At 74.6% G+C, this 26,618-nt stretch carries 26 protein-coding genes; 20 read left to right on the top strand and 6 right to left on the bottom strand.

The annotated features are described in order from the left end of the window. Positions 1–533 precede the first annotated feature (533 nt). Positions 534–1,583 (bottom strand): alpha/beta fold hydrolase, encoded by a 1,050-nt coding sequence (locus tag QDR37_RS05375; RefSeq protein WP_279712577.1) that lies wholly within the window; start codon positions 1,581–1,583, stop codon positions 534–536. A 120-nt stretch (positions 1,584–1,703) separates the two neighbouring features. Between QDR37_RS05375 and QDR37_RS05370 the strand changes: the two genes are divergently transcribed. The 4 genes from QDR37_RS05370 to QDR37_RS05355 are packed head-to-tail and all read left to right on the top strand — an operon-like array spanning position 1,704 to position 5,234. Then, positions 1,704–2,276, top strand: coding sequence for a GTP cyclohydrolase I (locus tag QDR37_RS05370; RefSeq protein ID WP_279712576.1), 573 nt, complete (start codon positions 1,704–1,706; stop codon positions 2,274–2,276). 26 nt (positions 2,277–2,302) lie between these two features. Continuing rightward, complete coding sequence (locus QDR37_RS05365) at positions 2,303–3,559, top strand: FAD-dependent oxidoreductase (RefSeq protein ID WP_279712575.1); 1,257 nt, start codon at positions 2,303–2,305, stop codon at positions 3,557–3,559. Continuing rightward, a complete protein-coding gene (gene folP, locus QDR37_RS05360; RefSeq protein ID WP_279712574.1) occupies positions 3,556–4,488 on the top strand; it encodes a dihydropteroate synthase in 933 nt (310 codons plus the stop codon). Before QDR37_RS05365 ends, folP begins: the two co-directional genes overlap by 4 nt. Further along, a complete protein-coding gene (locus QDR37_RS05355; RefSeq protein WP_279712573.1) occupies positions 4,485–5,234 on the top strand; it encodes a dihydrofolate reductase family protein in 750 nt (249 codons plus the stop codon). Before folP ends, QDR37_RS05355 begins: the two co-directional genes overlap by 4 nt. On the opposite strand, the gene QDR37_RS05350 is transcribed toward QDR37_RS05355, so the two are convergent. After that, the gene (locus tag QDR37_RS05350) at positions 5,213–5,890 is read right to left on the bottom strand and encodes a helix-turn-helix domain-containing protein (protein WP_279712571.1); all 678 of its coding nucleotides are present in this window, start codon (positions 5,888–5,890) and stop codon (positions 5,213–5,215) included. The two genes, QDR37_RS05355 and QDR37_RS05350, sit on opposite strands and share 22 nt — an antisense overlap. 86 nt (positions 5,891–5,976) lie before the next feature. Between QDR37_RS05350 and QDR37_RS05345 the strand changes: the two genes are divergently transcribed. From QDR37_RS05345 to QDR37_RS05330, 4 genes are all read left to right on the top strand, one after another. Further along, positions 5,977–6,273 (top strand): antibiotic biosynthesis monooxygenase, encoded by a 297-nt coding sequence (locus QDR37_RS05345; protein ID WP_279712569.1) that lies wholly within the window; start codon positions 5,977–5,979, stop codon positions 6,271–6,273. Between the two features lie 67 nt (positions 6,274–6,340). Then, on the top strand, positions 6,341–7,225 hold the full coding sequence (locus QDR37_RS05340; RefSeq protein WP_279712568.1) for an NAD(P)-dependent oxidoreductase: 885 nt from the start codon (positions 6,341–6,343) through the stop codon (positions 7,223–7,225). A 31-nt stretch (positions 7,226–7,256) separates the two neighbouring features. After that, a complete protein-coding gene (locus QDR37_RS05335) occupies positions 7,257–8,126 on the top strand; it encodes a VOC family protein (RefSeq protein WP_279712567.1) in 870 nt (289 codons plus the stop codon). Beyond that, positions 8,123–9,514 carry an FAD-dependent oxidoreductase gene (locus QDR37_RS05330; protein WP_279712566.1) on the top strand — a complete coding sequence of 464 codons (1,392 nt, stop codon included), beginning with the start codon at positions 8,123–8,125 and terminating at the stop codon, positions 9,512–9,514. Before QDR37_RS05335 ends, QDR37_RS05330 begins: the two co-directional genes overlap by 4 nt. Before the next feature lie 18 nt (positions 9,515–9,532). Here QDR37_RS05330 and QDR37_RS05325 read toward each other — a convergent pair whose 3' ends face one another. Continuing rightward, positions 9,533–10,252: a phenylalanine--tRNA ligase beta subunit-related protein gene (locus tag QDR37_RS05325; protein ID WP_279712565.1), complete on the bottom strand. Its 720-nt coding sequence runs from the start codon at positions 10,250–10,252 to the stop codon at positions 9,533–9,535. Between the two features lie 137 nt (positions 10,253–10,389). Here QDR37_RS05325 and QDR37_RS05320 point away from each other — a divergent pair, with 137 nt between their 5' ends. From QDR37_RS05320 to QDR37_RS05310, 3 genes are read left to right on the top strand one after another with little or no spacing between them, the layout of a single operon-like run. Beyond that, positions 10,390–11,694: an aminotransferase class I/II-fold pyridoxal phosphate-dependent enzyme gene (locus QDR37_RS05320; RefSeq protein WP_279712564.1), complete on the top strand. Its 1,305-nt coding sequence runs from the start codon at positions 10,390–10,392 to the stop codon at positions 11,692–11,694. Further along, positions 11,691–12,593 carry a dihydrodipicolinate synthase family protein gene (locus QDR37_RS05315; RefSeq protein WP_279712563.1) on the top strand — a complete coding sequence of 301 codons (903 nt, stop codon included), beginning with the start codon at positions 11,691–11,693 and terminating at the stop codon, positions 12,591–12,593. The genes QDR37_RS05320 and QDR37_RS05315 overlap by 4 nt, the downstream gene beginning before the upstream one ends. After that, positions 12,590–13,783 carry an MFS transporter gene (locus QDR37_RS05310; RefSeq protein WP_279712561.1) on the top strand — a complete coding sequence of 398 codons (1,194 nt, stop codon included), beginning with the start codon at positions 12,590–12,592 and terminating at the stop codon, positions 13,781–13,783. Before QDR37_RS05315 ends, QDR37_RS05310 begins: the two co-directional genes overlap by 4 nt. A gap of 19 nt (positions 13,784–13,802) precedes the next feature. Here QDR37_RS05310 and QDR37_RS05305 read toward each other — a convergent pair whose 3' ends face one another. Together QDR37_RS05305 and QDR37_RS05300 are read right to left on the bottom strand one after the other, a co-directional pair. Beyond that, entirely contained in the window at positions 13,803–15,113 is a 1,311-nt protein-coding gene (locus QDR37_RS05305) for an MFS transporter (RefSeq protein ID WP_279712559.1), read from the bottom strand. 156 nt (positions 15,114–15,269) lie between these two features. Then, positions 15,270–15,728 carry a hypothetical protein gene (locus QDR37_RS05300; RefSeq protein ID WP_279712558.1) on the bottom strand — a complete coding sequence of 153 codons (459 nt, stop codon included), beginning with the start codon at positions 15,726–15,728 and terminating at the stop codon, positions 15,270–15,272. A gap of 132 nt (positions 15,729–15,860) precedes the next feature. Between QDR37_RS05300 and QDR37_RS05295 the strand changes: the two genes are divergently transcribed. The 9 genes from QDR37_RS05295 to QDR37_RS05255 all read left to right on the top strand — a co-directional run bounded on the left by QDR37_RS05295 (position 15,861) and on the right by QDR37_RS05255 (position 24,326). Further along, positions 15,861–16,193, top strand: coding sequence for an ATP-dependent DNA ligase (locus tag QDR37_RS05295; RefSeq protein WP_279712557.1), 333 nt, complete (start codon positions 15,861–15,863; stop codon positions 16,191–16,193). Between the two features lie 176 nt (positions 16,194–16,369). Beyond that, the gene (locus QDR37_RS05290) at positions 16,370–16,723 is read left to right on the top strand and encodes an ATP-dependent DNA ligase (protein ID WP_279712556.1); all 354 of its coding nucleotides are present in this window, start codon (positions 16,370–16,372) and stop codon (positions 16,721–16,723) included. Further along, positions 16,720–17,034 (top strand): hypothetical protein, encoded by a 315-nt coding sequence (locus QDR37_RS05285; protein ID WP_279712555.1) that lies wholly within the window; start codon positions 16,720–16,722, stop codon positions 17,032–17,034. The genes QDR37_RS05290 and QDR37_RS05285 overlap by 4 nt, the downstream gene beginning before the upstream one ends. 579 nt (positions 17,035–17,613) lie before the next feature. After that, entirely contained in the window at positions 17,614–19,014 is a 1,401-nt protein-coding gene (uxaC, locus tag QDR37_RS05280) for a glucuronate isomerase (protein WP_279712554.1), read from the top strand. Beyond that, positions 19,011–20,339 carry a mannitol dehydrogenase family protein gene (locus QDR37_RS05275; protein ID WP_279712552.1) on the top strand — a complete coding sequence of 443 codons (1,329 nt, stop codon included), beginning with the start codon at positions 19,011–19,013 and terminating at the stop codon, positions 20,337–20,339. Before uxaC ends, QDR37_RS05275 begins: the two co-directional genes overlap by 4 nt. Before the next feature lie 79 nt (positions 20,340–20,418). Beyond that, positions 20,419–21,273, top strand: coding sequence for a sugar phosphate isomerase/epimerase (locus QDR37_RS05270; RefSeq protein WP_279712551.1), 855 nt, complete (start codon positions 20,419–20,421; stop codon positions 21,271–21,273). Between the two features lie 10 nt (positions 21,274–21,283). After that, the gene (locus QDR37_RS05265; RefSeq protein ID WP_279712550.1) at positions 21,284–22,132 is read left to right on the top strand and encodes a sugar phosphate isomerase/epimerase; all 849 of its coding nucleotides are present in this window, start codon (positions 21,284–21,286) and stop codon (positions 22,130–22,132) included. After that, positions 22,129–23,163 carry a Gfo/Idh/MocA family oxidoreductase gene (locus QDR37_RS05260; RefSeq protein ID WP_279712549.1) on the top strand — a complete coding sequence of 345 codons (1,035 nt, stop codon included), beginning with the start codon at positions 22,129–22,131 and terminating at the stop codon, positions 23,161–23,163. Before QDR37_RS05265 ends, QDR37_RS05260 begins: the two co-directional genes overlap by 4 nt. Continuing rightward, positions 23,160–24,326, top strand: a complete 1,167-nt coding sequence (locus QDR37_RS05255) for a Gfo/Idh/MocA family oxidoreductase (RefSeq protein WP_279712547.1) — start codon at positions 23,160–23,162, stop codon at positions 24,324–24,326. Before QDR37_RS05260 ends, QDR37_RS05255 begins: the two co-directional genes overlap by 4 nt. A gap of 113 nt (positions 24,327–24,439) precedes the next feature. Here the strand turns inward: QDR37_RS05255 and QDR37_RS05250 are convergent, their stop codons facing one another. After that, complete coding sequence (locus tag QDR37_RS05250) at positions 24,440–26,311, bottom strand: alkaline phosphatase family protein (RefSeq protein WP_279712545.1); 1,872 nt, start codon at positions 26,309–26,311, stop codon at positions 24,440–24,442. Between the last annotated feature and the right edge of the window lie 307 nt (positions 26,312–26,618).

Below are 26,618 nucleotides of genomic sequence, written 5' to 3'. Positions count from 1 at the left end.
CCGCCGCGCCGCCGACCACGGCGTTCACGACCGCGACGAGGCTCGCCATCGTGAACAGCAGCCGGAACCGGCTCGGTCGCATCCCCTGCATCGACTGCGAGTCGGCCGCGGCGGTGCCCGCGGTCGGGAAGTAGCGCGCGCCCTCGGGCAGCAGGCTCGCGTAGTAGCGCCGGATCGCGCTGATCCGCCGGAGGCACTGCACGTTCTCGATGCTCGTGTCGACGAGGCGGACGAGCGTGAACCAGCCGAGCAGGAGCACGACGGGGAGCACGACGGCCGCGAGCAGCGGGAAGTCGCCCGAGCCGGTCGTGAACCCGAGCGCGACGAGGCTGCTCGAGAGGGCGACGAGGTAGAGCGAGCCGCGACTGCTGCTCTCGCTGATCGTCGCGCTCGCCGCGGACTGCAGCGCGAAGTGCTCGGTGACGAGCGCGGTGATGAACGCCTGCTCCCGGGCTTCCTGCTCCACGCGGCACAGTGTGCTCCTCGGGCCGCCTCCACAGCGATGGACGGGAGAGGCCCGTCCGTCGCGGTGGTCAGCGGGGGAGCGGCGCCGCCTCGGGGATCGTGCCGCCGGCGAGGAAGCGGCGGATCGCGTCGTTGAGGAAGTCCTTGTCGGCCGGGCTCGCGCCGGCCCCGGCCGGGTGACCCCAGAGCGACGGGATCGGCAGCAGCGCGCCCTGCGGGATCGCCGCCGCCTCGAGCGCGGCGTCGCCGACGGGGAAGTAGAGGTCCGTCTCGCCCGGCATCACGAGCACCGGCACGCCGATGGTCGCGAGCGCCGCCTGCGTGTCGCCGTCGGCGCCCGGTGTGGTCCCGACGTCGTGCCGCTGCCAGGTTCGGCAGTGCAGCACGACGTCGTTCGCGTCGGCGCCCGGCAGGAAGTCGTCGCGGAACTCCCGCATCGTCGACTCGAACGTCGCCTCCGGGTCGGTCTCGCGCCACAGCTCGTCGCGCCACCACTGCTGCGAGTAGAGCCACGCCGCCCAGACCGTGCCGAAGGCGGCGATGCCCGCCGACGGCTGCTCGGTGTACTCGCCGCCCGCGAAGGACGGATCGGCGAGGAGCGCTGCGAGCTGTCCCTCCAGCCGGGCGGTCCCGTGCGGGTAGCAGCGGGCGGTCCCGGCGAGGGCGACGACGCGGTCGGCGAAGCCCGGCAGCGAGACGGCGAGCTGGAACGCCTGCATCGCCCCCATGGAGAAGCCGACCACCGCTGCGAGGTGCTCGACGTGCAGCTCCTCGACGAGCAGGCGGTGGATCAACCCGACCGTGTCCCGGATCGTCGTGACGGGGAAGCGCGGCCCGTCGAACGGGGCGGGCGTGTTGCTCGGGGAGGACGAGACGCCGTTGCCGAGGAGCTCCGTCGCGACGACGAAGAACTCGGCCGGGTCGAGGGCGAGCCCCTCGCCGATCACGAACTCGTTGTCGGCCGAACCCGCCATGAAGTGCGACGGCACGAGCACCGCGCCGCGGGGCGCGTCGGGGGAGCCGAAGGTGCGGTAGGCGAGCCGCGCCTCCGGGAGGACGACACCGGACTCGGTGCGGAACTCGCGGACGGCGAAGAAGCGGGGCGCGTCGTCGGTCATGGCGGCAATCCTGCCCAACCGTCCTGCGACCGCCGATCGCGGCCGCTCGGGCAGGACCCGCTTGACGGACTCCCCGTCGACTTCTAAAGTCAATATTACTTCTCTTAGAAGGAGGGGTCGATGACGATCCTCACCCCCGCGGCGCCGCTGCTGCCCCGCGTCGACCACGACGCCGCCCGGGCCGCGGTCGCCGACCTGCTCCGCGCGCTCGGCCGCGACTGCGGCGAGCCGGAGCTCGTCCGCACGCCGCAGCGCGTGGCCGAGACGCTCGAGGCCCTGCTGGCGGCCCCGCCCGTGCCGACGGCCGTCCTCCCGAACCCCGAGCGCGTCGACGACCTCGTGGTCGTCACCGGGATCCGGTTCTCGTCGCTCTGCATCCACCACCTGCTGCCCTTCACCGGAACCGCGCGCATCGGCTACCTGCCCGGCGAGCACCTGCTGGGGCTCTCGGACCTCGCGCGGGGGCTCCACGCGTTCGCCCGCGACCTGCAGCTGCAGGAGCGGCTCACGACCCAGGTCGCCGACTGGCTGGAGCACACGCTGCGCCCCCGCGGCGCGGGGGTCGTGCTCGAGGCCGAGCACCTCTGCATGTCGCTGCGCGACGCGAGCACGGCGGGCGCCGTCACCCGGACGGTCGCCCTGCGCGGTGCGCTCGCGAGGTCGCAGGCGCTGCAGGACCGCTTCCTCCGCTGAGCGGACCGAGAGAGCAGGAGCAGGACATGGACGGACCGGTCGTGATGGTGGGTGCCGGCCTCGCCGCCGTCACCGCCGCCGAGACGCTGCGGGACGAGGGGTTCGGCGGCCCGATCCGGCTGATCGAGCGGGAGCGGCAGCTGCCCTACCTCCGGCCGCCGCTGTCGAAGGGGCTGCTCGGCGGCAGCGAGGACGAGGACACGATCCGCATCCAGCCGCCCGAGTGGTACGACCAGCAGGGGATCGAGCTGCTGCTCGGCCGCGAGGCCGTCGTACTCGACCGCGCCCGCAGGGTCGTCGAGCTCGGCGACGGGAGTGCCGTCCCGTACGGGCGGCTGCTGCTCGCGACCGGATCGAGCCCGCGCCGCCTGCCGATCCCGAACGCCGACCTGCCCGGCGTGCATCTGCTGCGCACCCTCGACGACAGCCGCCGCCTGCAGGCCGCCCTCGTCGCCGATCCGGGCGCCGAGCCGCGGCGGCTCGTGGTGGTCGGCTCGGGGTGGATCGGCATGGAGGTGGCCGCTGTCGCGAGGACCTCCGGCGCCGACGTCACCGTCGTCGGTCTCGAGACGGTGCCGCTGAGCGCCGCCGTCGGCCGGGAGATCGGCGACGTGTTCCGCCGGCGGCATGAACGGGCCGGGGTCCGGTTCCGGCCGGGCCAGACGGCCGCGGCCGTCGTGGCGCGGGACGGCCGCGCGGCAGGCGTCCTGCTCGGCTCGGGGGAGACACTGCCCGCCGACGTCGTGCTCGTCGCGGTCGGTGTCGCGCCGAACACCGCGCTCGGGATGCAGGCCGGCCTCGACAGCGGCAACGGGCTGCGGGTGGGCGGCGACCTCACGACGAACGATCCCGCGATCTGGGCGGCGGGCGACGTCGCGGAGGTGCACCGGCCGCGGCTCGGCCGTGGCGAGCGGCTCGAGCACTGGGCGAACGCCATCGCGACGGGCCGCGCCGCCGCCCGGTCGATGCTCGGACTCGGTGCCGGGGAGCAGGAGACGCCGTACTTCTACACCGACCAGTTCGACCTCGGGATGGAGTGGTGGGGCCACCCGTCGCTCGCGGCGGGAGCGTCGCTCGTCGTGCGCGGCGACCTCGCGTCGGAGGCGTTCGTCGCGTTCCTCGTGCAGCCGGAGCCGGCCGGTGGCGCGCGGGTCGTCGCGGGTCTGCACGTGAACGTGTGGGACGCGGCCGACGAGATCCGGTCGCTCGTGGAGGCCGAGGCGGTGCTGCCGGTCGAGGCGCTGCGCGGAGGCCCCGCCGCGCGACGAGGCGCGGCAGGATGAGCGACGTGACCGGTGGCCCCTTCCCGGCGGCGGTCCCGCCGCTCAGGCATCCCGTCCTCCGCATCCGGTCGGCGGCCGTCGACCTCCGCCAGCGGGTGCTCGTCATGGCGATCGTGAACCGCACGCCCGACTCCTTCTTCGACCGCGGGCGCACCTTCGGCCTGGAGGCGGCGCTGCGGGCGGCCGAGGCGGCCGTCGACGCCGGTGCGGACTGGGTCGACATCGGCGGTCAGCCGTTCCGGACCGGGCAGCGGCTGTCCGTCGCCGAGGAGCTCGAGCGCGTGCTCCCGGTCGTGCAGGGGCTCCGTGCGCGGTCCGAGGTCGTGATCTCCGTGGACACCTTCGAGCCCGAGGTCGCGGCGCGCTGCCTCGCCGCCGGCGCGGACGTGGTGAACGACACGACCGGGCTGCGCGATCCGGACCTCGCGGCGGCCGTCGCCGCCGGGGGCGGCCACGTCGTGATCGCCCACAGCCTCGCCGCCCCGCGATCGCCTTGGCCGGCGCCGCGGTACGACGACGTGGTCGACGAGGTCCGCGCGTTCCTCGAGGCGCAGGCCGAGGCGGCCGTCGCCGCCGGGGTCCCTGAGGAGCGGATCGTGCTCGACCCGGGGCACGACCTGAACAAGACGACCGTCCACTCGCTCGAGCTCACCCGGCGGCTCGACGAGATCGCCGCCATCGGCCTCCCGGTGCTCGCGGCCGTGTCGAACAAGGACTTCGTCGGCGAGACCCTCGACCTGCCCGCCGAGCAGCGGCTGCCGGGCACCCTCGCCGCCGCGGTGCTCTGCGTGCTCGGGGGCGCGCGCGTCCTGCGCATGCACGACGTCGCGTCGGCCGTGCAGGCCGCACGGATGACCGAGGCGGTGCTCGGGCTGCGGGCGCCGGCGATGCAGCGCCACAACCTGCCCGAGGAGCGCGGCGCCGCATGATCGAGCGGCTGCATCCCGGACCCGTCGTGACGGACGCCGACGACGAGCAGCTGCTCGACTGGTACTCCGCCCCCTCGGGCGCCGATCCGTGGGTCCGGTTCGAGTTCATCGCGAGCGCGGACGGCGCCGCGACGGTGCAGGGCCGCGCCGGCGGCCTCGGGAGCGCCGAGGACCAGCGGGTGCTGCACCTGCTGCGCCGACTCGCCGACGTGCTGCTCGTCGGAGCGGGCACCATCCGCGCCGAGGGGTACGGCGGCGAGCTGCTCGACGCCCCGGGCAGGGCCTGGCGGCAGCGGCGCGGCATGCGGCCGCGGCCCGTCGTCGCGGTCGTCTCGGCGCACCTCGACCTCGACCCGGCCTCCGCGTTCTTCGCCGACGCGCCCGAGCCCCCGCTCGTGCTCACGAAGGACGGTGCCGACCGTGACCGGCGTCGCGCGCTCGAGCGGGTCGCCCGCGTGATCGGCGTGGGGGAGCGGGCGGCCGAGCCCGGGCGCATCCTCGCGGCGCTCGGCGCCGACGGGCACCGCGTCGTGCACTCCGAGGGAGGCCCGACGCTGTTCGGCGCGTTCCAGCGGGCGGGCGCGGTCGACGACCTCTGCCTGTCGCTCAGCCCGACGCTCGCCGGCAGCGACGAGCCGCGCATCGTCCGGGACGCGCCGCTGCCGGCGCCGCTCGGGCTGCGGCTCGCGCACGTGCTCCGCGCGGACGACCTGCTGCTGCTCCGCTACGCCTCGGGCCGCGGCTGAGCGGGCCGCAGCTCGACGCAGCAGCGGTCCTCGCCCGGCGCGAAGCAGACCTGCGCCGGGTCCTCGCCCGCGCCGTCCGCCATGCCGGTGACGAGCGCGACGTTCATGCCGCAGATGGTGCGGGTGTGCCGGGTGGCGAGGCGGTGGAAGGGGCAGTTCACGAGCACGACCGCGTCCTCGTCGTCGCGGGGCTCGAACCCGGTGGCCTCGAGCGCCTCGCGCAGCGAGCCGGCCTCCGCCCCGATGCGGCTGCCGCGCCGCCGGGCGACATCGGCGACGACCGCCTCGAGCGGCACCGTGCCGGCGCCCGCCGTCTCGATGGCCTCGGTGAGCAGGTCGCCCGCGAGGTCGTACCGGCGCTCGGGGATCGTGAGGCCCACCTCGGTGAAGGCGCGCTCGTAGAGCTTCGCGGGTCGTCCCGCCCCGGGTCCGCGGCGACCGTTCACGCGGGCGTGCGACGTGGCGAGCAGCCCCGCCTCGACCAGGCGGTCGAGGTGGAAGGCCGCGGTCGCCCGCGGGATCCCGAGCGCCTCGGCGGCGCCGTCCCGGGTCACCGGCCCCGTCGAGCGCGTGATGAGGCGGAGCAGGGCACGCCGCAGCGGGTCCGCTGCCGCGGCCGCCGCGTCGGCGGGACGCGCCTGCGTGCCGTCCGTCATCCCCGCAGTGTAGTTCTAAGAGCGGTCGCGTTGCCATTAGAGATCGCTCGCTACGCTCCGCTGGACCGACCTCCGGAGGAGAGACGATGACGACGACCGCGCTGCTCGACCTGCACGTGCGGCAGGACCGCCTCGCCGACTCGGCCGGGGTGATCGACGCGGTGCTCCGCGACACCCGCGCGTTCGACGGCTGCCTCGGCATCGAGGTGCTCGTCGACGAGGCCGACGCCGCGCACGTGACCGTCGTCGAGCGGTGGCGCTCGCTCGAGCACGACGACGCCTACCGCGCCTGGCGCGCGACCCCCGAGGGCGCGTCCGGGCTCGGCGAGATGGTGGACCGCCCGCCGGTGCTCACCCGGTACGCGACGCGCACCACGTCCTGAGGCCGTCGAGCCGCCCCCAGCGACACCTCAGTACTGTCGAGCAGGTCGGCGGCACGAGGAGGAGTCCATGCAGGTCGTGGTGACGGGATCCCGCGGCAAGGTCGGCCGCGCGACGGTGCAGGCGCTCGTCGACCGGGGGCACGACGTGCTCGGCGTCGACCTCGTCCGTCCCGTGTTCGACGCGGGCGTGGTCGTGCCGGGCCGCTACGTGATGGCCGACCTCACCGACGCCGGCTCGGCCTACGCCGTCGTCGCGGGCGCCGACGCGGTGGTGCACACCGCGGCGATCCCGCAGCCGACCGGCAACCCGCCGCACGTCGTGCTGCAGACGAACACGATGTCGACCTTCAACCTGATCGAGGCGGCGGTCCGCTTCGGGGTGAAGCGGTTCGTCAACGTCTCGAGCGAGAGCATCGTCGGCAACTTCTTCCCCGAGCGCCCGTTCCTGCCGCAGTACGCACCGGTCGACGAGGACCATCCGCTGCTCCCGCAGGACCCGTACGCGCTGTCGAAGCTGTTCGGCGAGCAGATGATGGACGCCGCCGTGCGCCGGTCCGACCTGCGGGCGATCTCGATCCGGCCGAGCACGGTGCACAACGAGGACAACTACGAGAGCAACCTCGGCAAGCAGGTGCGCGACCCCTCGAACCTCTCCGCGAACCTGTGGAGCTACATCGACGTCTACGACCTCGCCGACGCGCTCGTGCTCGCCGCCGAGTCGGAGCTGCCTGGCCACGAGGTGTTCTACATCGCGTCGCCCGACAACGCGGGCGGCCACGACTTCGCCGAGATCCTGCGCCGCTACTACGGCGACGCGATCGAGCTGCGCCCGCTCGACCGGCCGGACGCCTCGGGCATCTCGACGGCGAAGGCGCGGCGGATGCTCGGCTGGACGCCGACGCGCTCGTGGCGGGACTATCTCGACGCGGACGGACGCGCGCTGCAGCGCTGAGCCGGCGTCCGCGGAAGGACGGGTCGATCCGATGAGCACCGCGCAGGACCTGCTCGCACCCGAGACCGCGATGGGCGCGGTCGTGCTGAAGGTCGCCGACCTCGACGCGATGATCCGCTTCTACCGCGACGGCGTGCTGCTGACGCTGCTCGCGCAGGAGGGATCGCGCGCGGTGCTCGGCCGCGGCGCCGTGCCGGTGCTCGTGCTCGAGCACGAACCGGCGCTGCGGCACGCGGCGCCCGGGTCCGCAGGGCTCTTCCACACGGCGGTGCTCTTCGACACCGAGGCCGACCTCGCGGCCGCGCTCTGGTCGACGGCGACGAGGTACCCCGGCAGCTTCACCGGCAGCGCCGACCACCTCGTGAGCAGGGCCTTCTACTTCGACGATCCGGAGGGCAACGGCGTCGAGCTGTACTGGGACCGCGCCCGCAGCGACTGGCAGTGGGTCGACGGCCGCGTGCGGATGGACAGCCTGCGGCTCGACCCGAACGCCTTCGTGCAGCAGCACCTCGACGAGGTCCGCCTGCAGGGCGCGCCAGACAGCCGCGCCGTGGTCGGCCACGTGCACCTCAGCGTCGGCGACACCGCGACGGCCCGCGACTTCTACGTCGATGCCCTCGGCTTCGCGGTCACCGCGGATCTGGGCTCCGCGCTGTTCGTGAGCGCCGGCGGCTACCACCACCACATGGCGATGAACGTCTGGCGCTCGCGCGGCGCCGGGCTGCGCGCACCCGCGCTCGGACTCGGCCAGGTGCACATCGAGGTGCCGTCGGAGGACGACCTCGGCGCGGTGGTCGATCGGATGCGGCACCGCGGCGTCGGCGTCGAGCACGACGGGCGCGCGGCCCGCTTCGACGACCCGTGGGGCAACCGGATCGAGCTGGACGTCCGGGGCCGATGAGCGCGAGTGCGGGCGTCGCGACGACGAACGGCGCGGTGTCGTTCTGGTGGGCGCAGATCGGGCAGCCCATGCGCCGGGCGCCCCTCGACGGCTCCCGGCGGGCCGACGTCTGCATCGTCGGCGGCGGCTACACCGGGCTCTGGACCGCCTACGCGCTGAAGCGGGCCGACCCGGCCCTCGACGTCGTCGTGCTCGAGGCCGAGTTCTGCGGCTTCGGCGCCTCCGGCCGCAACGGCGGCTGGCTCACCCACGACATCACGGGCCGCGACCGCTTCCTCGCGAGCGCCGGCCGCGACGCCGTGGTCCGCTTCCAGCGCGCGATGGACGACGCCGTCGACGAGGTCGTCGCGACCGCGCGGACCGAGGGCATCGACGCCGACATCCATCGGGGTGGCGAGCTCGACGTCGCGGTCACCCCGTCGCAGCTGCGGCGCCTGCAGGCGCACGTCGAGCACGAGCGGAGCGTCGGGAACACGGACCTCCGGCTGCTCCCCGCGGACGAGGCCCGCTCACGGGTGGCCGTCTCCGGCGCGCTCGGCGCCTCCTGGCACGAGCACTGCGCCCGCATCCAGCCCGCGAAGCTGGTCCGCGGGCTCGCCGAGGCGGTCGAACGGCTCGGTGTGCGCGTGTTCGAGAGCACCCGAGCGCGGGAGATCACCCCGCGGCTCGTGCGGACCGCCCGCGGCGACGTCACGGCGCCCGTGGTGATCCGGGCCACGGAGGGCTTCACGGCCGGGCTGGCCGGCGAGCGCCGGCGGTGGCTCCCGATGAACTCGTCCCTGATCGTCACCGAGCCCCTGCCCGCGGCCTTCTGGAGGGAGGTCGGCTGGGAGCACCGCGACACCCTCGGCGACGGCGCGCACGTCTACGTGTACGCGCAGCGCACGGCCGACGACCGCATCGCGATCGGCGGGCGGGGCGTCCCGTACCGCTACGGGTCGCGCTTCGACGCGGACGGCCGCACCCCCGCCCGAACCATCGCGCAGCTGCGCGAGATGCTCGTCCGTCTCTTCCCCGCGGCGCGGGACGCGGCGATCGATCACGCGTGGTCCGGAGTGCTCGGGGTGCCGCGCGACTGGGCCGCCACTGTCTCCTTCGAGCGGCGGACCGGACTCGGTCACGCCGGGGGCTACGTCGGCACCGGCGTCACCACCACGAACCTCGCGGGCCGCACCCTCGCAGACCTCGTGCTCGAGCGGGACACCGAGCTCGTGCATCTGCCGTGGGTGAACCACGGCGCGAAGCGCTGGGAGCCGGAGCCCCTGCGCTTCCTCGCGGTGCAGGCGGTCTACGGCGCGTACCGCGCGGCGGACCGCCACGAGCGGCGCGGAAGGGCGTCGACCTCGCCGCTCGCGCGCGCTGCCGACCTGCTCGCCGGGCGCTCCTGACGGCGGAGGCGCGGCCGGTCAGCGCGAGCCGATGCGGCGCCGCGCGACCCGGACGTCCGGCCCGAGCCCGCGGAGCGCCTCCGCGAGCACGTCGACGGCGGTGTCGAGGGCCGCGTCGGACATCGGCGCGAGCGCGTCGAGGATGAAGATCGCGGCGCCGGTGCCGTCCGTGAGGCGGGTGCGGGCGCACTGGCGCCAGTTCCAGCGGCGGCAGGTGACGCCAGCGTCGTCGCGCCACACCACCTCGCCGGCGTGCGGGTGCTCGATCACGGTGTCGCCGTCGGCGATGGTGTCGAAGGCCTCGTCGCCCGCTGCGCGGACGAGCCGCGGCGGCCCCGCGTACTGCGCGAGGTCCTCGCCGCCGAGCGGCACCTGGTGCAGCACCGAGACGGCGTTGTAGAGGTCGGTGAGCCGGTTCACCCGGGGGAGCCCGCTCGCGGCGCGCCGGGTGAGCGCCTCGAGGCTGTTGCGGGTGCGCTGCGGCTTCGCGCCGAACGCCCGGTAGGCGTCCCGCCACGCGGCGATGTGCGGCAGCTCGTCGACGGGGCTCCCGGCGGTCGCGGTTCCGGCGAACGCCTCGGCCTCCTGCAGGAGCGCCCCACTGCGGGCGTCGCTCGGCGCCGGATGGATGCCGTCGACGGCGAGCAGCCCGACGCGGTAGTCCGGTCGCAGCGCGAGCACCCCCTCGTCGACCGCCACCCCGGCCAGGAATCCGTCGAGGTCGTGCCGCTGCGTCATCCCTGCCCCGCCTCCCGCCCGTGCCGGGCGTCCAGCAGCATCCTGCCGGTGGGGGGCTCCGCGGGACGGCGCATGACGTTTGTCCTAGCCGAGACCCCGGTGGTTTGTCCTAGGACATGCGCGCTACCGTGCCGCGCGTGACCCTCTCCGGCATCAGCGGCGCGAGCGCCGGGGCCATCGCGGCCTCCGTGCGCGAGTCGATCGACCGGGGCGCGCTCCCCCCGGGCGCGCTGCTGCCGACGGTCCGCGCGCTCGCGCAGGAGCTCGGGGTGAACCGCAACACGGTGGCCGCCGCGTACTCGTCGCTCGCCGCGGCGGGAGCGGTGGAGACGCACGGCAGGGCCGGCACCGTCGTGCGGCACCGACGGCCGCTCGCCGGCGAGGGGACCCGCGCGCCGTCCGGGCTCGTCGACCTCGCGAGCGGCAACCCGGACCGGGCGCTGCTGCCGGCGGTGCCGGCCCGGCTCGCCTACGAGCCCCCGCTCTACGGCGAGACCGAGCCCGACGGCCGCGTGGTCGCGTGGGCCAGGTCGGCCGCCGCCGATCTCCCCGCCTCGGCGTCGCTCGTGGTCACCGCGGGCGCGATCGATGCGATCGAGCGGCTCCTCACCGCGCACCTGCTCCGCGGCGACGCAGTCGGTCTGGAGGACCCCTGCTTCCTCTCGAGCGTCGGTGTGCTCCACGCGAACGGCTTCGCCGCGGTCCCGATGGCGGTCGACGCGGAGGGCGTGACCCCCGCGGCGCTCGCCGCCGCCCTCGACGCGGGCGTGCGCGCGGTCGTGCTCACCCCTCGCGCGCACAACCCCACGGGCGCGAGCATCACGCCCGCGCGGGCGGTCGCACTCCGCGAGGTGCTCGCGCCTCGACCGGGGGTGCTCGTGATCGAGGACGACCACTTCGCGGCGGTGGCAGCCACCTCCTACGCCCGCGCGACCCCCGCGACGGCCCCGCGCTGGGCGCTCGTGCGGACGATGTCGAAGTCGCTCGGCCCCGACCTCCGAGTGGCGGTGGTGCACTGCGACCCGGACACGCGCGACCGGCTCGACGCGCGGCTCGGCCGTGCCGTGTGGGTGAGCACCCTGCTGCAGGGCGTCGTCGGTCACGTGCTCGCGGCCCCGGCGACACCCGTCCGCCTCGGGGAGGCCCGCGACCGCTACGCCGAGCGTCGCCGCCTGCTGCTCATGGCGCTCGCCGCCCGCGGCGTGCGCGCCGCCCCGGCCGCCGACGGCCTCAACGTCTGGATCCCGCTGCGGACGGACGAGTCCGAGGTGGTCGGCGGCCTGCGCGAGCGGGGCTGGCTGGTCCGGCCCGGCGCGGCCTTCTCGGCCGCCCCACGGCCGGCCCCCGCGATCCGCGTCACCACCGCCACCATGACCGCCGCGCGGGCCCGTGCCTTCGCGGCCGACCTCGCCGGGCTGCCGGCGGGGGAGGAGCACACATGATCCGGGGCCTCAGCGCCTTCCCGCTCACCCCGCTGCGGGACGACGAGATCGACGAGCGCGCGTACGCGGGCCTCGTCGAGCGGCTCGCCGCTGCGGGCGTCGATTCGATCACCGCTCTCGGCTCGACGGGCTCCTATGCCTACCTGACGCTCGAGGAGCGCCGCCGGGCCGCACGGATCGCGCTCGCGCACGCGGGCGACGTCACCGTCCTCGTCGGCGTCGGCGCCCTCCGCACGGCGCACGTGGTCGCCCTCGCGCGCGACGCGGAGCAGCTCGGCGCCGCAGGGCTGCTCGTCGCGCCCGTCTCGTACCAGCCGCTCACCGACGACGACGTCCTCGGTCTGTACGAGGACCTCGCCGCGGCCGTCGCGCTGCCGATCGTCGTCTACGACAACCCCGGCACCACGCGCTTCCGCTTCAGCGACGAGCTCTACGGGCGGGTCGCCGCGCTGCCGACCGTCACGTCGATCAAGATCCCGGCCGTTCCCGCCGAGCCGTCCGCCGCCCGGGCGCGCATCGACGCGATCCGCGCGGCCGTGCCGGAGCGGGTCGGCATCGGCATCTCGGGCGACGCCGCGGCGGCGACCGCCCTCGTCGCCGGATGCGACGCCTGGTACTCCGTGATCGCGGGCACCGCGCCCGCGCCGGCCGTCGCGATCACGCGGGCAGCGCTCGCGGGCGACGCCGAAGGGGCACTCGCGGAGTCCCGGCGGCTGCAGCCGCTGTGGGACCTCTTCGCCGCGTACGGCAGCGTCCGGGTCGTCGCCGCGATCGCCGAGCTCGCCGGTCTCGCCGCGCGGAGCAGCCTCCCCCGGCCGCTCGTCGGGCTCGACGAGGTCGACCGGCGGCGCGTGGACGCGGTCGTGCGGGAGCTCGACCTGCTCCCGCACGAGACGTGACCGCCCCCGGCGGCGCCGGCGGCCTCGCCCGCTACGTCGTCGCCGCGACCCTCGCCCGCACGGCCGACGGCGGCGCCGTCGTCGCGATCGTGCTGCTCGCCACGACGGCCGGACGCCCGGGATGGGAGGCAGGCCTGCTCGGCGCGAGCATCACCGCGCCGCACCTGCTCGGCCCGTTCGTCGCGCGGCGGCTCGACGTCGCGCGCGACGGCCGCTCCGTGATCGCGCTCGCCTGCCTGCTGCACGGCGCGACGCTCACCGCCGCGGTGCTGCTGCTGCCGGTCGTGCCGCCGCTCGTCGTCGCCGCGATCCTCGTCGTCTCCGGGCTCGTCGGCCCGCTGCTCACCGGCGGGATCTCGAGCCGGCTGCCCGCGATCGCCGGCCCCGATCGCGGACGGCAGCGGCGCGCGCAGGGCTGGGACGTGGCCACCTACGGCCTCGGCGGCACGATCGGCCCGAGCGTCGTCGCCGCGATCTCGGCCTGGGCGTCGCCGACCCTCGCCGCCGTGGTGCTCGCCGCGGCCACGTTCGCCGCCGCGGCCGTCGTGCGGGTGCTGCCGTTCGCGCCGCCGGCCGCCGACGCCGCGGCGGTGCCGCGCCCGCTGAAGACGCTCGGGCTGATGACGGCGAACGGGCCCCTGCGCCGCACCCTCGTCCTCACCGTCGTCGTCGCCCTCTCGGTCGCGGTCCTGCCCGTCACCGCCGTCGCCGGCACGCGGGCCCTCGGTCTGCCGGCCGCGGCCGCCGGGCTGCTCACCGCGGCCTACGGGTTCGGCAACCTCGCCGGTGCCGCGGCGGTGCTCGTCCGGCCGCTCCGCGGCGCCGCGGACGTGCTCATGACCCGGCTCGCGGCCGCCGTCGCCGGGTCGCTCCTCCTCGTCGGCCTCGCGCCGACCGCGCCGCTCGCGCTCACCGCCTATGCGCTCGCCGGGATCCTCAACGCCTGCTTCTTCGCCGCGACCCTCGCGGCGCGCAACGAGTACGCCCCGCCCGCGGCGAAGGGGCAGGTCTTCGTCTGGGTCGGCGCCCTGAAGATCACCGCCGGCTCGGCCGGCACCGCCGCGGCGGGCGCCCTCGTCGGTGCGGCGCTGCACCTGCCCGTCGCCGCGGGCTGCGCTCTCACGGCCACGGCGGCGATCGGCTCGCTGGTCGACCGCGGGGTACGGCGACCGGTCCGCGCCGACGCCTGACCGCGGGCGCGGCCACCGCTCAGCCCGCGTGCCCCCGGAGCCGTGCCGCGGCCGGCGCGGTGCGCAGCACGACGAGGCCGCCGAAGAGCGCGAAGGCGGCGGCGAGCCCGAGCGCCCACCGCAGCGAGGTCGGCGAGTAGCCGCCGAGCGCCCACACGACGCTCACGGCGGCGGGGCCGGCCGTGAAGCCGATGTTCCGGAGGAAGCTCATCGCGGCCCCCGCCGAGCCGCCGTGCTCGGTGCCCGCGAACGACATGCCGAGGAAGGTGGCCGGCGGGTTCGACAGCCCCTGGCCGGCGCCCATGAGGAGCGCGGCGGCGACGAGGGCGCCGAGGCTCCCCGCGACGACGCCCGACGCGATCCCGGCGGCGAGCAGCACGAATCCCGCCGCGGACACCCGCTCGGGCCGGATGCGCCGCGCGAGCGCCGACCCGACGATCGAGAACGGCATCGTGGCCGCGGGCAGGGCGAGTAGCGCGGCGCCGGCGGCGACGGGACTGAGGCCGAGGGTGCGCTCGGCGAGGAACGCGAGCAGGTACTGGGCGGCGAGCACGCTGGCGGCGAGCGACGCGAGCGACACCACCGCGGGGGAGAAGCCGGGCCGCCGCACGAGCGCGATCACGGGGGAGTCGGGATGCAGCCGCCGCCAGGCGAGCAGCGCGGGCGCCGCGGCGACGGCGAGCAGGCCCCAGGCCGGCGCGCGATCCGCGGCGAAGGTGAGCCCGAGCAGCACCGCGCTGACGGCCGCCGCGAGCAGCGCGGCCTCACCGAGCAGCGCGCGCGACGGCACGACGAGCGGCGCTCCCGCCGGCAGACGGCGCACGAACACCGGCAGCGTCGCGAGCAGCACCGGGATGCCGCACCAGAAGATCCACGGCCAGCCGAGCAGCTGCGTCACGAAGGCGCCGAGCGACGGACCCGCCACACCGCCCGCCGCGCCGATCGCCGAGAGCGCGGCCACCGCGGCTCCTCGGCGCTCCGGCCGGACGGACTCGAACGCGACGATCGGCGTCACGGCGAAGAGGCCGGCGCCGAAGGCGCCCTGGGCGATGCGCACGACGAGCAGGACCGCGAACGAGGGCGCGGCGCCCGCCGCCGCGCTCGTCACGACGAACCCGGTCACGAGGGTGACGAGCGCCTGGCGCCGCCCGACGAGGTCGAGCCAGCGGCCCGCCGGCAGCGCGAGCGCCGCGATGGGCAGCAGGTAGCCGATCGAGACCCACTGCACGGTGGCCGGCGGCACCCGGAAGGCCGAGGCCATGAGCGGCAGCGCGATGTTCACCCCGCTGAGGTCGAACCCGCCGACCGCGGCGCACACCGCGGCGGCCACGACGAGCAGGACCTCCGACCGGGTCCGCGGCTCGCTCAGCGGTCCCGCCCAGCGGCGGCGGCGGGCAGCAGGACCTCCATGGCCCTCCGACCCTAACGAGCAGCCGCTGCGCCGCTCGTGCTCGGCCTCGATCCGCGCAGCGCGGCTGCGCGCTTCCTAGACCTCGAGACGCGTGTAGACGAGGTCGAGATCCCGCTCCCAGGTCGAGCCGTCTCGGCAGAGCTCGCCGGCACCCGTCATCGTCCGGCCGTCCGGGGCGGCGGTGAGGGTGTACCGCTGGGCGAAGCCCGGGGCGTCGCGCCACCACCGCAGCACCCGCCCGTCCACGGCGGCCTCGTAGATCCGCGTGACGCCGCGCTGGTCGTGGTGGAGCAGCACGGCGCGTCCCGAGTCGCCGTCGGTGCCGAGCACGGCGACGCCCTCCGGGATGCCGACGTCCTCCGCGATGCTCGAGCGCATGCGCAGGAACCCGGCCGGCTCGAGGCGGTCGATCGACGCCCGCCCGTGCAGCGCGACGCCGGGGAGCATGCCGTGGGAACCCGCCGTCAGCCACTCGCCGAGGAACGGGGCGAACGCCTCGGTGCCGACGTCCAGCGGGAAGGCCCTGCGTGCCATGCCGGGAGCGTACGGCCGGCGGTGCGGCGTCGAGGCGCCGAGGTTGCGGGCACCCCTCCGACCCGTCATCGTGTGCGTGATCGCGCCGGGGCCGGCCGCGCCCGGGCGCTCGCTGCTGGACGGAGTCGCCGCATGGGCGCGTTGCTGTACGACGGGGCGCGGATCGAGTTCGACGACCGCACGCTGGCGCACCTGCAGGTCGTCATCGTCGGGCGCATCCGGCGGGGGGAGAGCGTGCTCGTCGGCTGGCTCGATGCGCTCGCCGACGGTGACGGCCGCACCGCCATCTGGATCGACGCCGCGCTTCCGGTGCGCTTCGAGTTCGCGGACGCACACCTGCCCGAGATCGACCGCGCGTGGATCGCGCGACTGAACGCCGGGGCGGCGAGCCGCACCGGGCTGATGGTCGAGGACGTGCAGGGCAGGCCGGTGCGGCCGATCCACTCCACCATCCACACCCCCTGAGCGGAGCAGGCGCCTCGCGGTGCTGGCAATCACCCCCGCAACCTGAACGGCCACTCGACAAGGAGGTGCGGAGGGCGGATCATCGGCCCAGGAGAACGGCCATCGGCCCCCTCGCTCGCAGCGAGCACCTCTCGACTCGAGAGGCCGGAAACACGGCCTGTTCAGCTGGGGGCGTGATGGGTACCCTGCTGTACGACGGCGCGGCGCTGGACATCGAGGACAGGCTGCTGACGCACCTGCAGATCGTCGTGGTGCAGAAGTTCCGCCGGGGCGAGAGCTTCCTGATGACGTGGCTCTCCGCCGCCGACGCGGACGAGGGCCGCGGATCGCTCTGGCTCACGCCGGGCAGCCCCGTCTACTTCCGGTTCACGGGATCCCGGGTGCCGAGCGTCAACGAGGAGTGGCTCCAGCGGCTCGCCGCCTCCGCCGCCGGATCGACCGGCCTCATCGTGACCGGCGAGGACGGGCACACCGTCCTGCTCCCCGGGGTCCGGACGGTGCGGACCCATCCCGCCTGGAGCACGCGGTGAAGCACGTCACCGCGGTCGAGAAGTCGCTGCTCGTCGGCGACGGGGCGGCCGACACGCTCGCGGAGTACGCCGCGCACGTCGCCCGCCTGGGATCCGGGGACACCGTGCAGCTGAGGGCGATCGGCGTCGACGGCGACGAGGTCGTCGCGACCTTCGTGCTGAACTCGGGCACCGCGCTGACCCTGGAGTCGACGCACTCCGTGCTGCCGGAACCCGACAACGCCGACGCGGTGGCCTACATGGTGGCGCAGATGGCCCAGTTCGACATCACCACCGATGCTCTCCCCGGCGACGTCGACGCCGGCGGCTGACCTCGAGCGCCGTCGCGCGACATCGCGTCCTTGGCCGGAGAGCGAACCGCAGGCGCAGGCGCTCTGCGCATTCCGGCTGATCGGCCCTGCGGACGTCCGCGCGGCGCTACGTTCGCGGCAACCCCGGCTCGACAGTCGGCCTCGACGACGATTCGCGATCAGCGACGCTCCGTGAGCCGTTCCGGGGTCTGATATCGAGGTTGCAAACCTCGAGTGAGCAGGTCGACATGACCTCTGAGGCTGCGGTCTTCGATACCGACTCCTACAGCCGGCGCGACTGCAAGCGGTGCCGCGGTCTGATGCAGCGCCGCATCGACCACATCGGTCGGCGGTCATGGCACTGCTCCCAGTGCGGAGCGCGCCAGCGAGGCTGACGGATCGTCGGGTGCCGCGTCGCTGAGGGCATCGACGCGCTCAGGTGCGGACGGCTCGGCGGGGCGTGCGCACCGCCTGCGCGATCCGGGGTGGCGGTCCCGGCGGTCTGCGAGCATGGAGGCTCCTCGAACCGCACGCAAGGGGGACCATGACCCGAGCTCCTGACGAGTGCGTTCCCCGCGGCGGCGCCGAGGCGCCGAGCCCGTGACGACGCTCGACCCGGACCGGCTCCTCCCGGCCGACCCCGGCACCAGAGCGGTGGCACGTGAGCTCTACGCGGCCGTGGCCGAGGCGCCCATCCTGTCGCCGCACGGGCACGTCCCGGCCGGGCTGCTGCTCGAGGACCGCCCGTTCGGGGACCCGGCCGAGCTGTTCATCACGCGCGACCACTACGTCACCCGCCTGCTGCACGCCCATGGTGTGGGTCTCCCCGCCCTCGGCGTCGGCAGCGGGGCGGACCCGCGCGAGGTCTGGCGCATCTTCGCGGAGCACGCGGACTCGTTCGCCGGCACCGCGTCCGCCTACTGGATCCGCGACGAGCTGGCGACGGTGTTCGGCATCGAGGAGACGGTCGACGCCGCGTCCGCCGACCGGATCCACGACGAGATCGCCGCCCGGCTCGCGGAGCCGGCGTTCCGCCCGCGGGCCCTGTTCGACCGCTTCCGCATCGAGGTGCTCGCGACCACCGACGACCCGCTCGACGACCTCGCCGCCCACGCCGCGCTTCGAGCCGACCCGGCGTTCCGCGGCCGGGTGCTGCCGACCTTCCGTCCGGACCGTTACCTCGACCCGGACGCGATCGGCTTCCCGGACGCGGTGGACCGACTCCTCGGCGAGACCGGCGAGCGGGAGCGCTTCGACGGCTACCTGCGCGCCCTCCAGCAGCGGCGCGAGCACTTCCTGGCACACGGCGCGGTCTCCCTCGACATCGGCGTCGCGGAGCCGTGGACGCTCGACCTCGACTCGGCCGAGGCGTCGGCGCTGTTCGATCGCGTCCGTGCGGGCGATGCCGGGCCCGCCGACCGGCGGGCGTTCCGCGGCCACATGCTGCTCCAGATGGCACGGATGTCCGTCGAGGACGGGCTCGTGATGACGCTGCACGCGGGCGTGCTCCGCAACCACAGCTCGGCGACGCTCGCCGCCTACGGGCCCGACACGGGCCACGACATCCCGGTCGCCACCGAGTACACGCGGGGCCTGCGCCCCCTGCTCGAGCGCTACGGGCTCGAGCCCGGCTTCCACCTCGTCCTGTTCGCCGTCGATGAGACGGTGTACTCCCGGGAGCTCGCGCCGCTCGCCGGCTTCTACCCGAGCGTCTTCATCGGTGCACCGTGGTGGTTCCTCGACGCGCCCGACGCGATCCAGCGGTGGCGGTCCGCGATCACCGAGACGGCGGGGTTCTTCCGCACCTCCGGCTTCATCGACGACACCCGCGCGTTCCTGTCGATCCCCGCCCGGCACGACGCCGCCCGGCGGGCCGACAGCGGGTTCCTCGCCCGCTCCGTGCGCGAGGGACGCATCGACCTCCCCACCGCGGAGCGGATCGCCCGGGCGCTCGTCGACGACGTCCCGCGGCGCACGTTCAAGCTCGGCGGCCCACGATGAACGGGTCGCCTCGGCTCTCCCGCACCGTGGTGCCGCTCCCCGCCGCCCCGGTCCGGATCGTGCATCTCGGGCTCGGCGCCTTCCACCGGGCGCACCAGGCCTGGTACACCACCCACGCGCACGACGCCGCGGACTGGGGCATCGCGGCCTTCACCGGGCGCCGCCCGCACGCGGCCGCGGTGCTGGCCGAGCAGGACGGCCTCTACACGCTCATCGAGCGGGGGCCGGAGCGGGACCGCGACGAGGTGGTCGGCAGTCTCGTCGAAGCGGCCGACGGCGCGGACACCGCGCGGCTGGTCGACCTGCTGAGCCGGCCCAGGGTCGCGGTCGTGACGCTCACCGTGACGGAGGCGGGGTACCGATCGCGTCCCGACGGCGACCCGGACCTCGACGACGACGGGCTCGCCGCGGACGTGGCGGCGCTGCGCGCGGCCATCCGCGCGGGCGCCCCGCTCGGCGTGCTCGCGCCGACCACGACGATCGGTCGCCTGCTCGCCGGGCTCGAGGGCCGCCGGAGGGCAGGAGCGGGACCCCTCGCCGTCGTGCCGTGCGACAACATCCCCGCGAACGGGGACCTCGCCCGCCGGGGTGTGCTCGGCGCGGGCCGCGCGGTGGACGACGTGCTCGCCGCGTACGTGGCCGAGGCGGTCGCGTACGTGAGCACGTCGGTGGACCGCATCACGCCGCGGACGACGGACGCCGACGTGGCCGCCTTCAACGCCCACGCCCGGTGGCGGGACGCCGCCCCCGTCATCACCGAACCGTTCTCGGACTGGGTGCTGAGCGGGGCGTTCCCCGCCGGACGCCCCGCATGGGAGGACGCGGGCGCGCGCTTCGTCGACGACATCGAGCCGTGGGAGCGCCGCAAGCTCTGGCTCCTGAACGGCGCGCACACCCTGCTGGCGCTCGCCGGTCCGCCGAGGGGACATGCGACGGTGGCGAGCGCCGTCCGCGATCCCGTCCTCCGGTCCGCGGTCGAGCGCTTCTGGGACGAGGCCGCGCGCCACCTCCCCGCGTCGCTCGATGTCGAGCGCTACCGCCGCAGCCTGCTCGAGCGGTTCGACAACCCCCGCATCGAGCACCGGCTCGCCCAGATCGCCGAGGACAGCGAGCGCAAGGTCCGGCTCCGGGTCGCGCCGGTCGCCGAAGCCGAGCTCGCGGCGGGGCGTCCCGCATCCGCCTGCGCGTTCGTCGTCGCCGCTCTGCTCGACGCGGCCGACCGCCCTCCGGCGGGGGCGCCCGAGTCCGTGCTCGCCGACGTCTCGCCGGCGCTCGCGCGCGACGCGGGCTTCGTGGCGGAGGTCGCGGGGCTCCGGCGCTCGTGAGACCGCCCCGCCGACCGCGCCCCTGCCGCCCCGCTCCCGTCGGCGCGGCACCCCGGTGCCTCCCGAGCGAAGGAGCCGCATGACCCGGATCGGTGTCCAGGCGATGATGCTGAAGGACGAGTTCGCCGAGCACGGGCCGTTCGAGACGCTCCGGCGCGTCCGCGCGATCGGCTACCGGGCCGTGGAGGTCTCCCAGATCCCGATGACGCCGGCGAACGTCGACGAGCTCGCCCGCGCCCGCGACGAGCTCGGCGTGGAGGTCGCCGCCCTGTCCGCGTCGTTGACGGCGCGACCGGGCGGCGAATCGCTCACCGACGATCTGGACAAGATCGTCCGCGATGCGGAACGACTCGGCAGCTCGATGATCCGCATCGGCATGCCGCCGCTCGAGGCGATGGCCTCGTTGCCGGCCCTCCTCGACTTCTGCGATCGCAGCAACGCGGCGGCCGTGCGGCTCGCCGAGCACGGGATCCGGCTCTGCCACCACAACCACCACGTCGAGTTCGCGAAGCACGAGGGCCGCCACCTGCTCGACGTCATCGTCGACCGGGCACCGGACGTCGGCCTCGAGATCGACGTGCACTGGGTGCAGCGAGGGGGTCTCGACCCCGTCGCCACGCTCCGGAGGTACGGGGAGCGCGTGGCGATGGTCCACCTGAAGGACTACCGGATCGGTGCCCTGCCGCCGGAGGCGGCCGCGGCGCTCGCCGCCGGCGACACCGCCGCGTTCCAGGCCGCCTTCGCCGGCGTCGTCCAGTTCGGGGAGGTGGGGGAGGGGAACCTCGATTTCGCGGCGATCGTGCCCACCAGCCTCGAGATCGGCGCCGAGTACCTGCTCGTCGAGCAGGACGAGCGCTACGGCCGCACCCCGTACGAGTGCCTGACGACCTCCCACCACAACCTCGAGGCCCTCGGCTTCGGTTCCCTGTTCTGAAGGAGCGACGATGAGCGACACGCCGGCCCACGCCTGGACCCTCTCCGGGTTCGGCGACGAGATCGATCCCGATCCGCGGATCCAGATCGCGGTGCTGCAGGCCCTCGGCGCACGGCACATCGAGGTGCGCAGCGCCTGGGGCGTGAACGTGGTCGACCTGGACGACGAGCAGGTCGAGCGCCTCCGGGTGCTGCTGCTCGAGCGCGGCATGTCGGTCTCGGCCGTCGCGTCGCCCATCGGCAAGGTCGAGGTGTCGCTCGCCCCGGAGCTCGAGGTGCACCGCCTGCGGCGGGTGATCCGCGTCGCGCGAGCCCTCGACACGCCCTTCATCCGGATCTTCTCGTTCTATCCCGGCGCCGGTACCCAGGCGGACGACGTGCGCGACGCGGTGCTGACCCGGATGCGGCTGCTCGCCGACGAGGCCGAGCGGGAGGGGATCGTGCTGCTCCACGAGAACGAGAAGGGGATCTACGGCGACGTGCCGCGCCGGGTGCTCGACATCGTCGAATCCGTCGGCTCCTCGGCGCTGCGCCTCGCCTGGGACAACGCGAACTTCGTCCAGGTCGGCGTGCGGCCGTTCACCGAGGGCTACGCGGCGCTCAAACCGTTCCTCGAGTACCTGCAGGTGAAGGACGCGGTCGCCGCCACCGGCGTCGTCGTGCCGGTCGGCGAGGGCGACGGCGAGCTGCGCGAGACGCTCACCGCGCTCCGCGACGACGGCTACGCCGGGTTCGCCTCGCTCGAGCCCCATCTCGACGAGACCTCCGAGCTCGGCGGCTTCTCGGGCCCCGCCGCCTTCGGCACCGCGGCCCGCGCCTTCTCCGGCCTGCTCGCCGAGCTCGGCGTGGTGGCGCGATGAGCGCGGCCCTCCGTCGCGTGGCCGTGCTCGGCTGCGGGGACATCTCCGCGGTCCACCTCGCTGCCATCGCCGCCATGCCGGACGCCGAGCTCGTCGCCGTCTGCGATCCGGACGAGGGCCGCCGGTCCGCCGCGGAGACGTCCTGGCAGGTGCCCGGCTACGCCGACCACCGCGACCTCCTCGCGGCCGTCCGTCCCGACGTCGTGCACGTCTGCACCCCCCACGTCACCCACGCCGACCTCGCCATCGCCGCCCTGGACGCCGGCGCGCACGTCGTGCTGGAGAAGCCGGTCGCGCACGACCGAGCTGCCGCGACGCGCCTTCTGGACGCCGCCGACCGCGCTGCCACCCGCGTCGCCGTCTGCTTCCAGAACCGCTACAACGCGCCGGTGCAGGCAGTCCACGAGCTGCTCAGGGGCGGTGCGCTCGGCGCCGTGCTCGGCGCCTCGGCGACGGTGTTCTGGCACCGGGACGCCGACTACTACCGGGACCGCCCGTGGCGCGGGCGCTGGGCGACGGCCGGGGGCGGCCTCCTCATGAACCAGGCCATCCACACGATCGACCTGCTGCAGTGGCTGCTCGGCGACGTCGACCGCGTGGTCGGGGGCGCCGCGACACGGCTGCTCGGCGACGTGATCGAGGTCGAGGACACCGCCGACCTCGTGCTGCGCCACCGCGGCGGCGCCACGAGCACCGTGTTCGCGACCCTCTCGCACGTGGTGAACGCGCCGGTCTCGATCGAGATCACCACGGAGCGGGCGATGCTCGTGCTCCGCGGCGACCTCACCGTCACGTACGAGGACGGGCAGGTCGACCGCGTCCACGAGCGGGGCGCGGCGGTCGGCGAGCGGGCGTACTGGGGCGTGTCGCACGAGCTGCTGATCCGCGACTTCTACGACGGCCTCGACTCCGGCCGGCCGTTCTGGATCGATCCGCGAGCCGCGCGGAGCTCCCTCGACATCATCCAGGACCTCTACGACCAGGCCTTCCCGGACCGGGAGACGGCCGCGGCAGGAAGCGGTGGGGCATGACGGACGCGGTACGGCTCGGCATCATCGGGTTCGGCGCGCAGGGCGGCATGTACGCCGGTCTCGTCGCAGCCGGCCGGGTGCCGGGGATGGTGCTCGGCGCCGTCGCCGACACGGACCGGACGAAGGCCGCGCTCGTCGAGGAGCGGTTCGGCGCCGTGCCGTTCTTCGACGACCACCTCGCGCTGCTCGACAGCGGCGAGGTCGACGCGGTCGTCACGACCGTGCCGCACTACCTCCACACCGAGGTGGCGATGGCGGCGCTCGCCCGCGACGTGCACGTGCTCGTCGAGAAGCCCGCCGGCGTCTACACGAAGCAGGTCGCGGAGCTGAACGCGTTCGCCGCCAGCAAGCCCGGGCTGGCGTTCGCGATCATGTTCAACCAGCGCACCAACCCGCTGTACCGGCGGCTGAAGGAGATCCTCGATTCCGGCGGGATCGGGGCGATCCGCCGGTCGAGCTGGATCATCACCACCTGGTGGCGGCCGCAGGGCTACTACGACCAGAGCGCGTGGCGAGCGACGTGGGGCGGCGAGGGCGGCGGCGTGCTCGTGAACCAGGCGCCGCACCAGCTCGACCTCTGGCAGTGGCTGTGCGGGGTCCCGCAGCGGGTGTTCTCGAAGGTCGCGTACGGGTTCCGGCGCGACATCGCGGTGGAGGACGAGGTGACGGTCGTCGCCGACCACGGCGACGGCGTGACCGGGGTCTTCATCACCGCGACCCACGACCTCGTCGGGACGGATCGGCTCGAGATCCTCGGCGACGCGGGCAGGATCGTCGTCGAAGGCGGCCGGACCGCGACCGTGACCCGGCTCACCCGGCCGGAGCGCGAGCTCAGCGACGGGATGGGCCCGGACGACGTGCGTCGGCTCTTCACGGGCGAGCTCGACACCCAGCGGTTCCTGGCGACGGAGGTGCTCGAGTTCGACTCCGCGTGGGGGGATCAGCACGCGGCGGTGCTCGAGAACTTCGCCGCGCACATCCTCGACGGCACGCCGCTGCTCGCTCCGGGCGCGGAGGGCATCGCCGCTGTGCGCCTCGCCAACGCCATCCACCTGTCCAGCTGGCTCGGCCGGGAGGTGCCGCTCGACTTCGACGAGGACGAGTTCCTGCGCCTGCTGAACGACCGGATCCGAGCGGAGGGCTCCTTCCCCGAACGGCGCTGATCGCGCCCGGTTCTGAGAACGAAGCGGCGCCGCGCCCTCCCGGCACATACGGAGGAGGAGGACGAGGCGCCCCGCGCCCCGCCCTCCTCCTCCGGATCCGCGGCCGGTCCGGGTCAGCCCACCGAGACCGGCCGGCCGGTCTGCGGGTCGAGCAGGTACTGGCCCTTGTTCGGGGCGTCACCGTACGGGTACTGATCGCCCGTCGCCTTCGCCGTGGGGAACGCGAACAGCCCGGTCAGGGAGTTCGCGGTCGCGTCGAAGCCGTCGTCGATCCGCCCGAGGCCCCAGTTGTCCTCCGCGAAGCGCAGGATCGAGGACTGGTCGGTCAGGGTGTGGTCGATCGCGTTGGTCCGCGAGTAGGGCGAGACCACGAGCAGCGGCTGCCGCGGACCGTAGCCGCAGCGGCCCTGCTCGCCGCCGAGCGGCGTCCGGGACGTGGAGTCCCCGCACGCGTTCGGCCCGGTGAGGGCGTCTGCGACGGTGTTCGAGGGGTTGGTGACGCCGCTGTAGGCGTGGTCGTACCACCCGTCGGAGTCGTCGTAGGCGATGACGACGGCGGTGCTCTTCCAGTCCGGCGACTTCTGCAGCGCGTTGATCTCGTTCACGACGAAGCGCTGCTCGTCGATCGGGTCGGAGTAGGCGGCGTGGCCGTCCTGGTAGCCCGGAGCCTTGAGGAAGCTCACCGCCGGCAGCGCGGTCGGGGGCAGGTCGCCACGCGTGATGGCGCCCACGAGGTCCGCGAAGTCGCTCGTGTCGTAGTTGTGGTTCGGGGTGTCGAACTGCGGCTTCCCGCCCACGTACGACTGCGTGTCCGTGCCGATCGTCCGGAGCGCGGCGAGGGTGTCGTGGCCGCTCGCGTCAGTGGCGGGGGTCAGGTGATGGGGGTTCGCCGTGGACGCGTAGTACTGGAACGGCTCGTGGTGCGGGATGTAGTCGTCCTTGTACCCGTACTGGCCCGTCCCCTGCATGGCGCCGGGGAGTGCCGAGCCCACCGGGTGGGAGGTGTTGCAGATGCCCTGGTCGCTCTGGTGGGCAGCGGTGCTGGAGAACCGGCCCTTGAACTGGTCGGGGGTGAAGGTCGACGTGGGCTGGCCCGGTGCCGCCGTCGCGTAGGAGGTGCTCGGCCGGAACCCGCCCTGGAACCAGCCCCACGAGAGGCCCTTGGCGTTCAGCAGGTCGCCGATGTTCTGGCCCTGCATCGCCACCGCGTCACGGGTGGAGCAGTCGTCCCAGTACGGCTGCGCGTCCGAGATCAGCGAGTACCCGCCCTTGCCGTTCGGGACGACGTCGCCGTGCACGCCCGTCGACACGGTGCCCGCGGTGTGGCTCATGTCCACGTCGCCGGTGTCCCCGGACACGAGGTTGATCGCGCCGGGCGAGGACGGGCCGAAGGTGGTGCCGTAGGAGTTGTCGCTCATCGCGTACCGCTGCGCGTAGTTCCACAGCCCGGTGACGGTGTTGCCGTCGTAGTAGTTCATGACGTCGTTGGGGTTGCAGCTGCTCCCCTCCGGCGACTTCTTCCCGGGGGCGGCGCCGACCGTCTGGGGGAACCGGTCCATCAGCCCGCCGTCGAAGGCCTTCTGCTCGTCGGTGTAGTCGTGGTCCTGGTCGCAGGTGAGCAGGTCGTTCACGGTGCTCGCGCTGTACCGCCGCGGGTTGGCGGGCGCGGAGGGGTCGTCGGTCCGCCGGTTCGGGTTGTCCGTGAGCAGCCCGGGCTGCTGCAGGAAGTTGTTCGACGCGGGCGTGCCGGACGCGGCCGAGAACGGCTGCCCGTCCGTGTTCGCGGCCTTCGGGTAGGTCCCGAAGTAGTGATCGAAGGAGACGTTCTCCTGGTAGATCACGACGAGGTGCTGGATCGGCGTCGCGGCGCCGTTCGTCGGCGGCGCGGCGTTCGACGGGCTCGCCCCGCAGACGACGAGGGCTGCGACGCCTGCCGCGGCGGCGGCACCGGCGAGGGTGCGGCGGGTACGGGGTGATCGAGGCATGGGGGCCTTCCTGCGTAAGGGATCGACGGCCTCAGGCCACGCTGCGCACGGAACCGGGACGCAAGAGCACGATGACGAAGCGGTGACGACACGCCGAACGGACGGTGCTCGCTCCCCGTGGACGCCTCGTGTCGTGCACCGGTCCATCAGCCGCACCGAGTCGCCCGACTCGGCCGCCCGCGCGTCTCCCCGGCGTCGATGAACGGGCAGCGGGCGGATCGACGGTGCGCATGACCCATCGGGGCCGGCGAGCTCCTGTTCGCCGCCGCCATACCTGCGGTTCACCTGCCGCTGGAACGCTCCGTCC

Origin of the sequence: Amnibacterium sp. CER49, from assembly GCF_029846255.1 — a bacterium.
GTDB lineage: Bacteria > Actinomycetota > Actinomycetes > Actinomycetales > Microbacteriaceae > Amnibacterium.
This window is presented reverse-complemented; position numbering and strand designations above follow the sequence as displayed.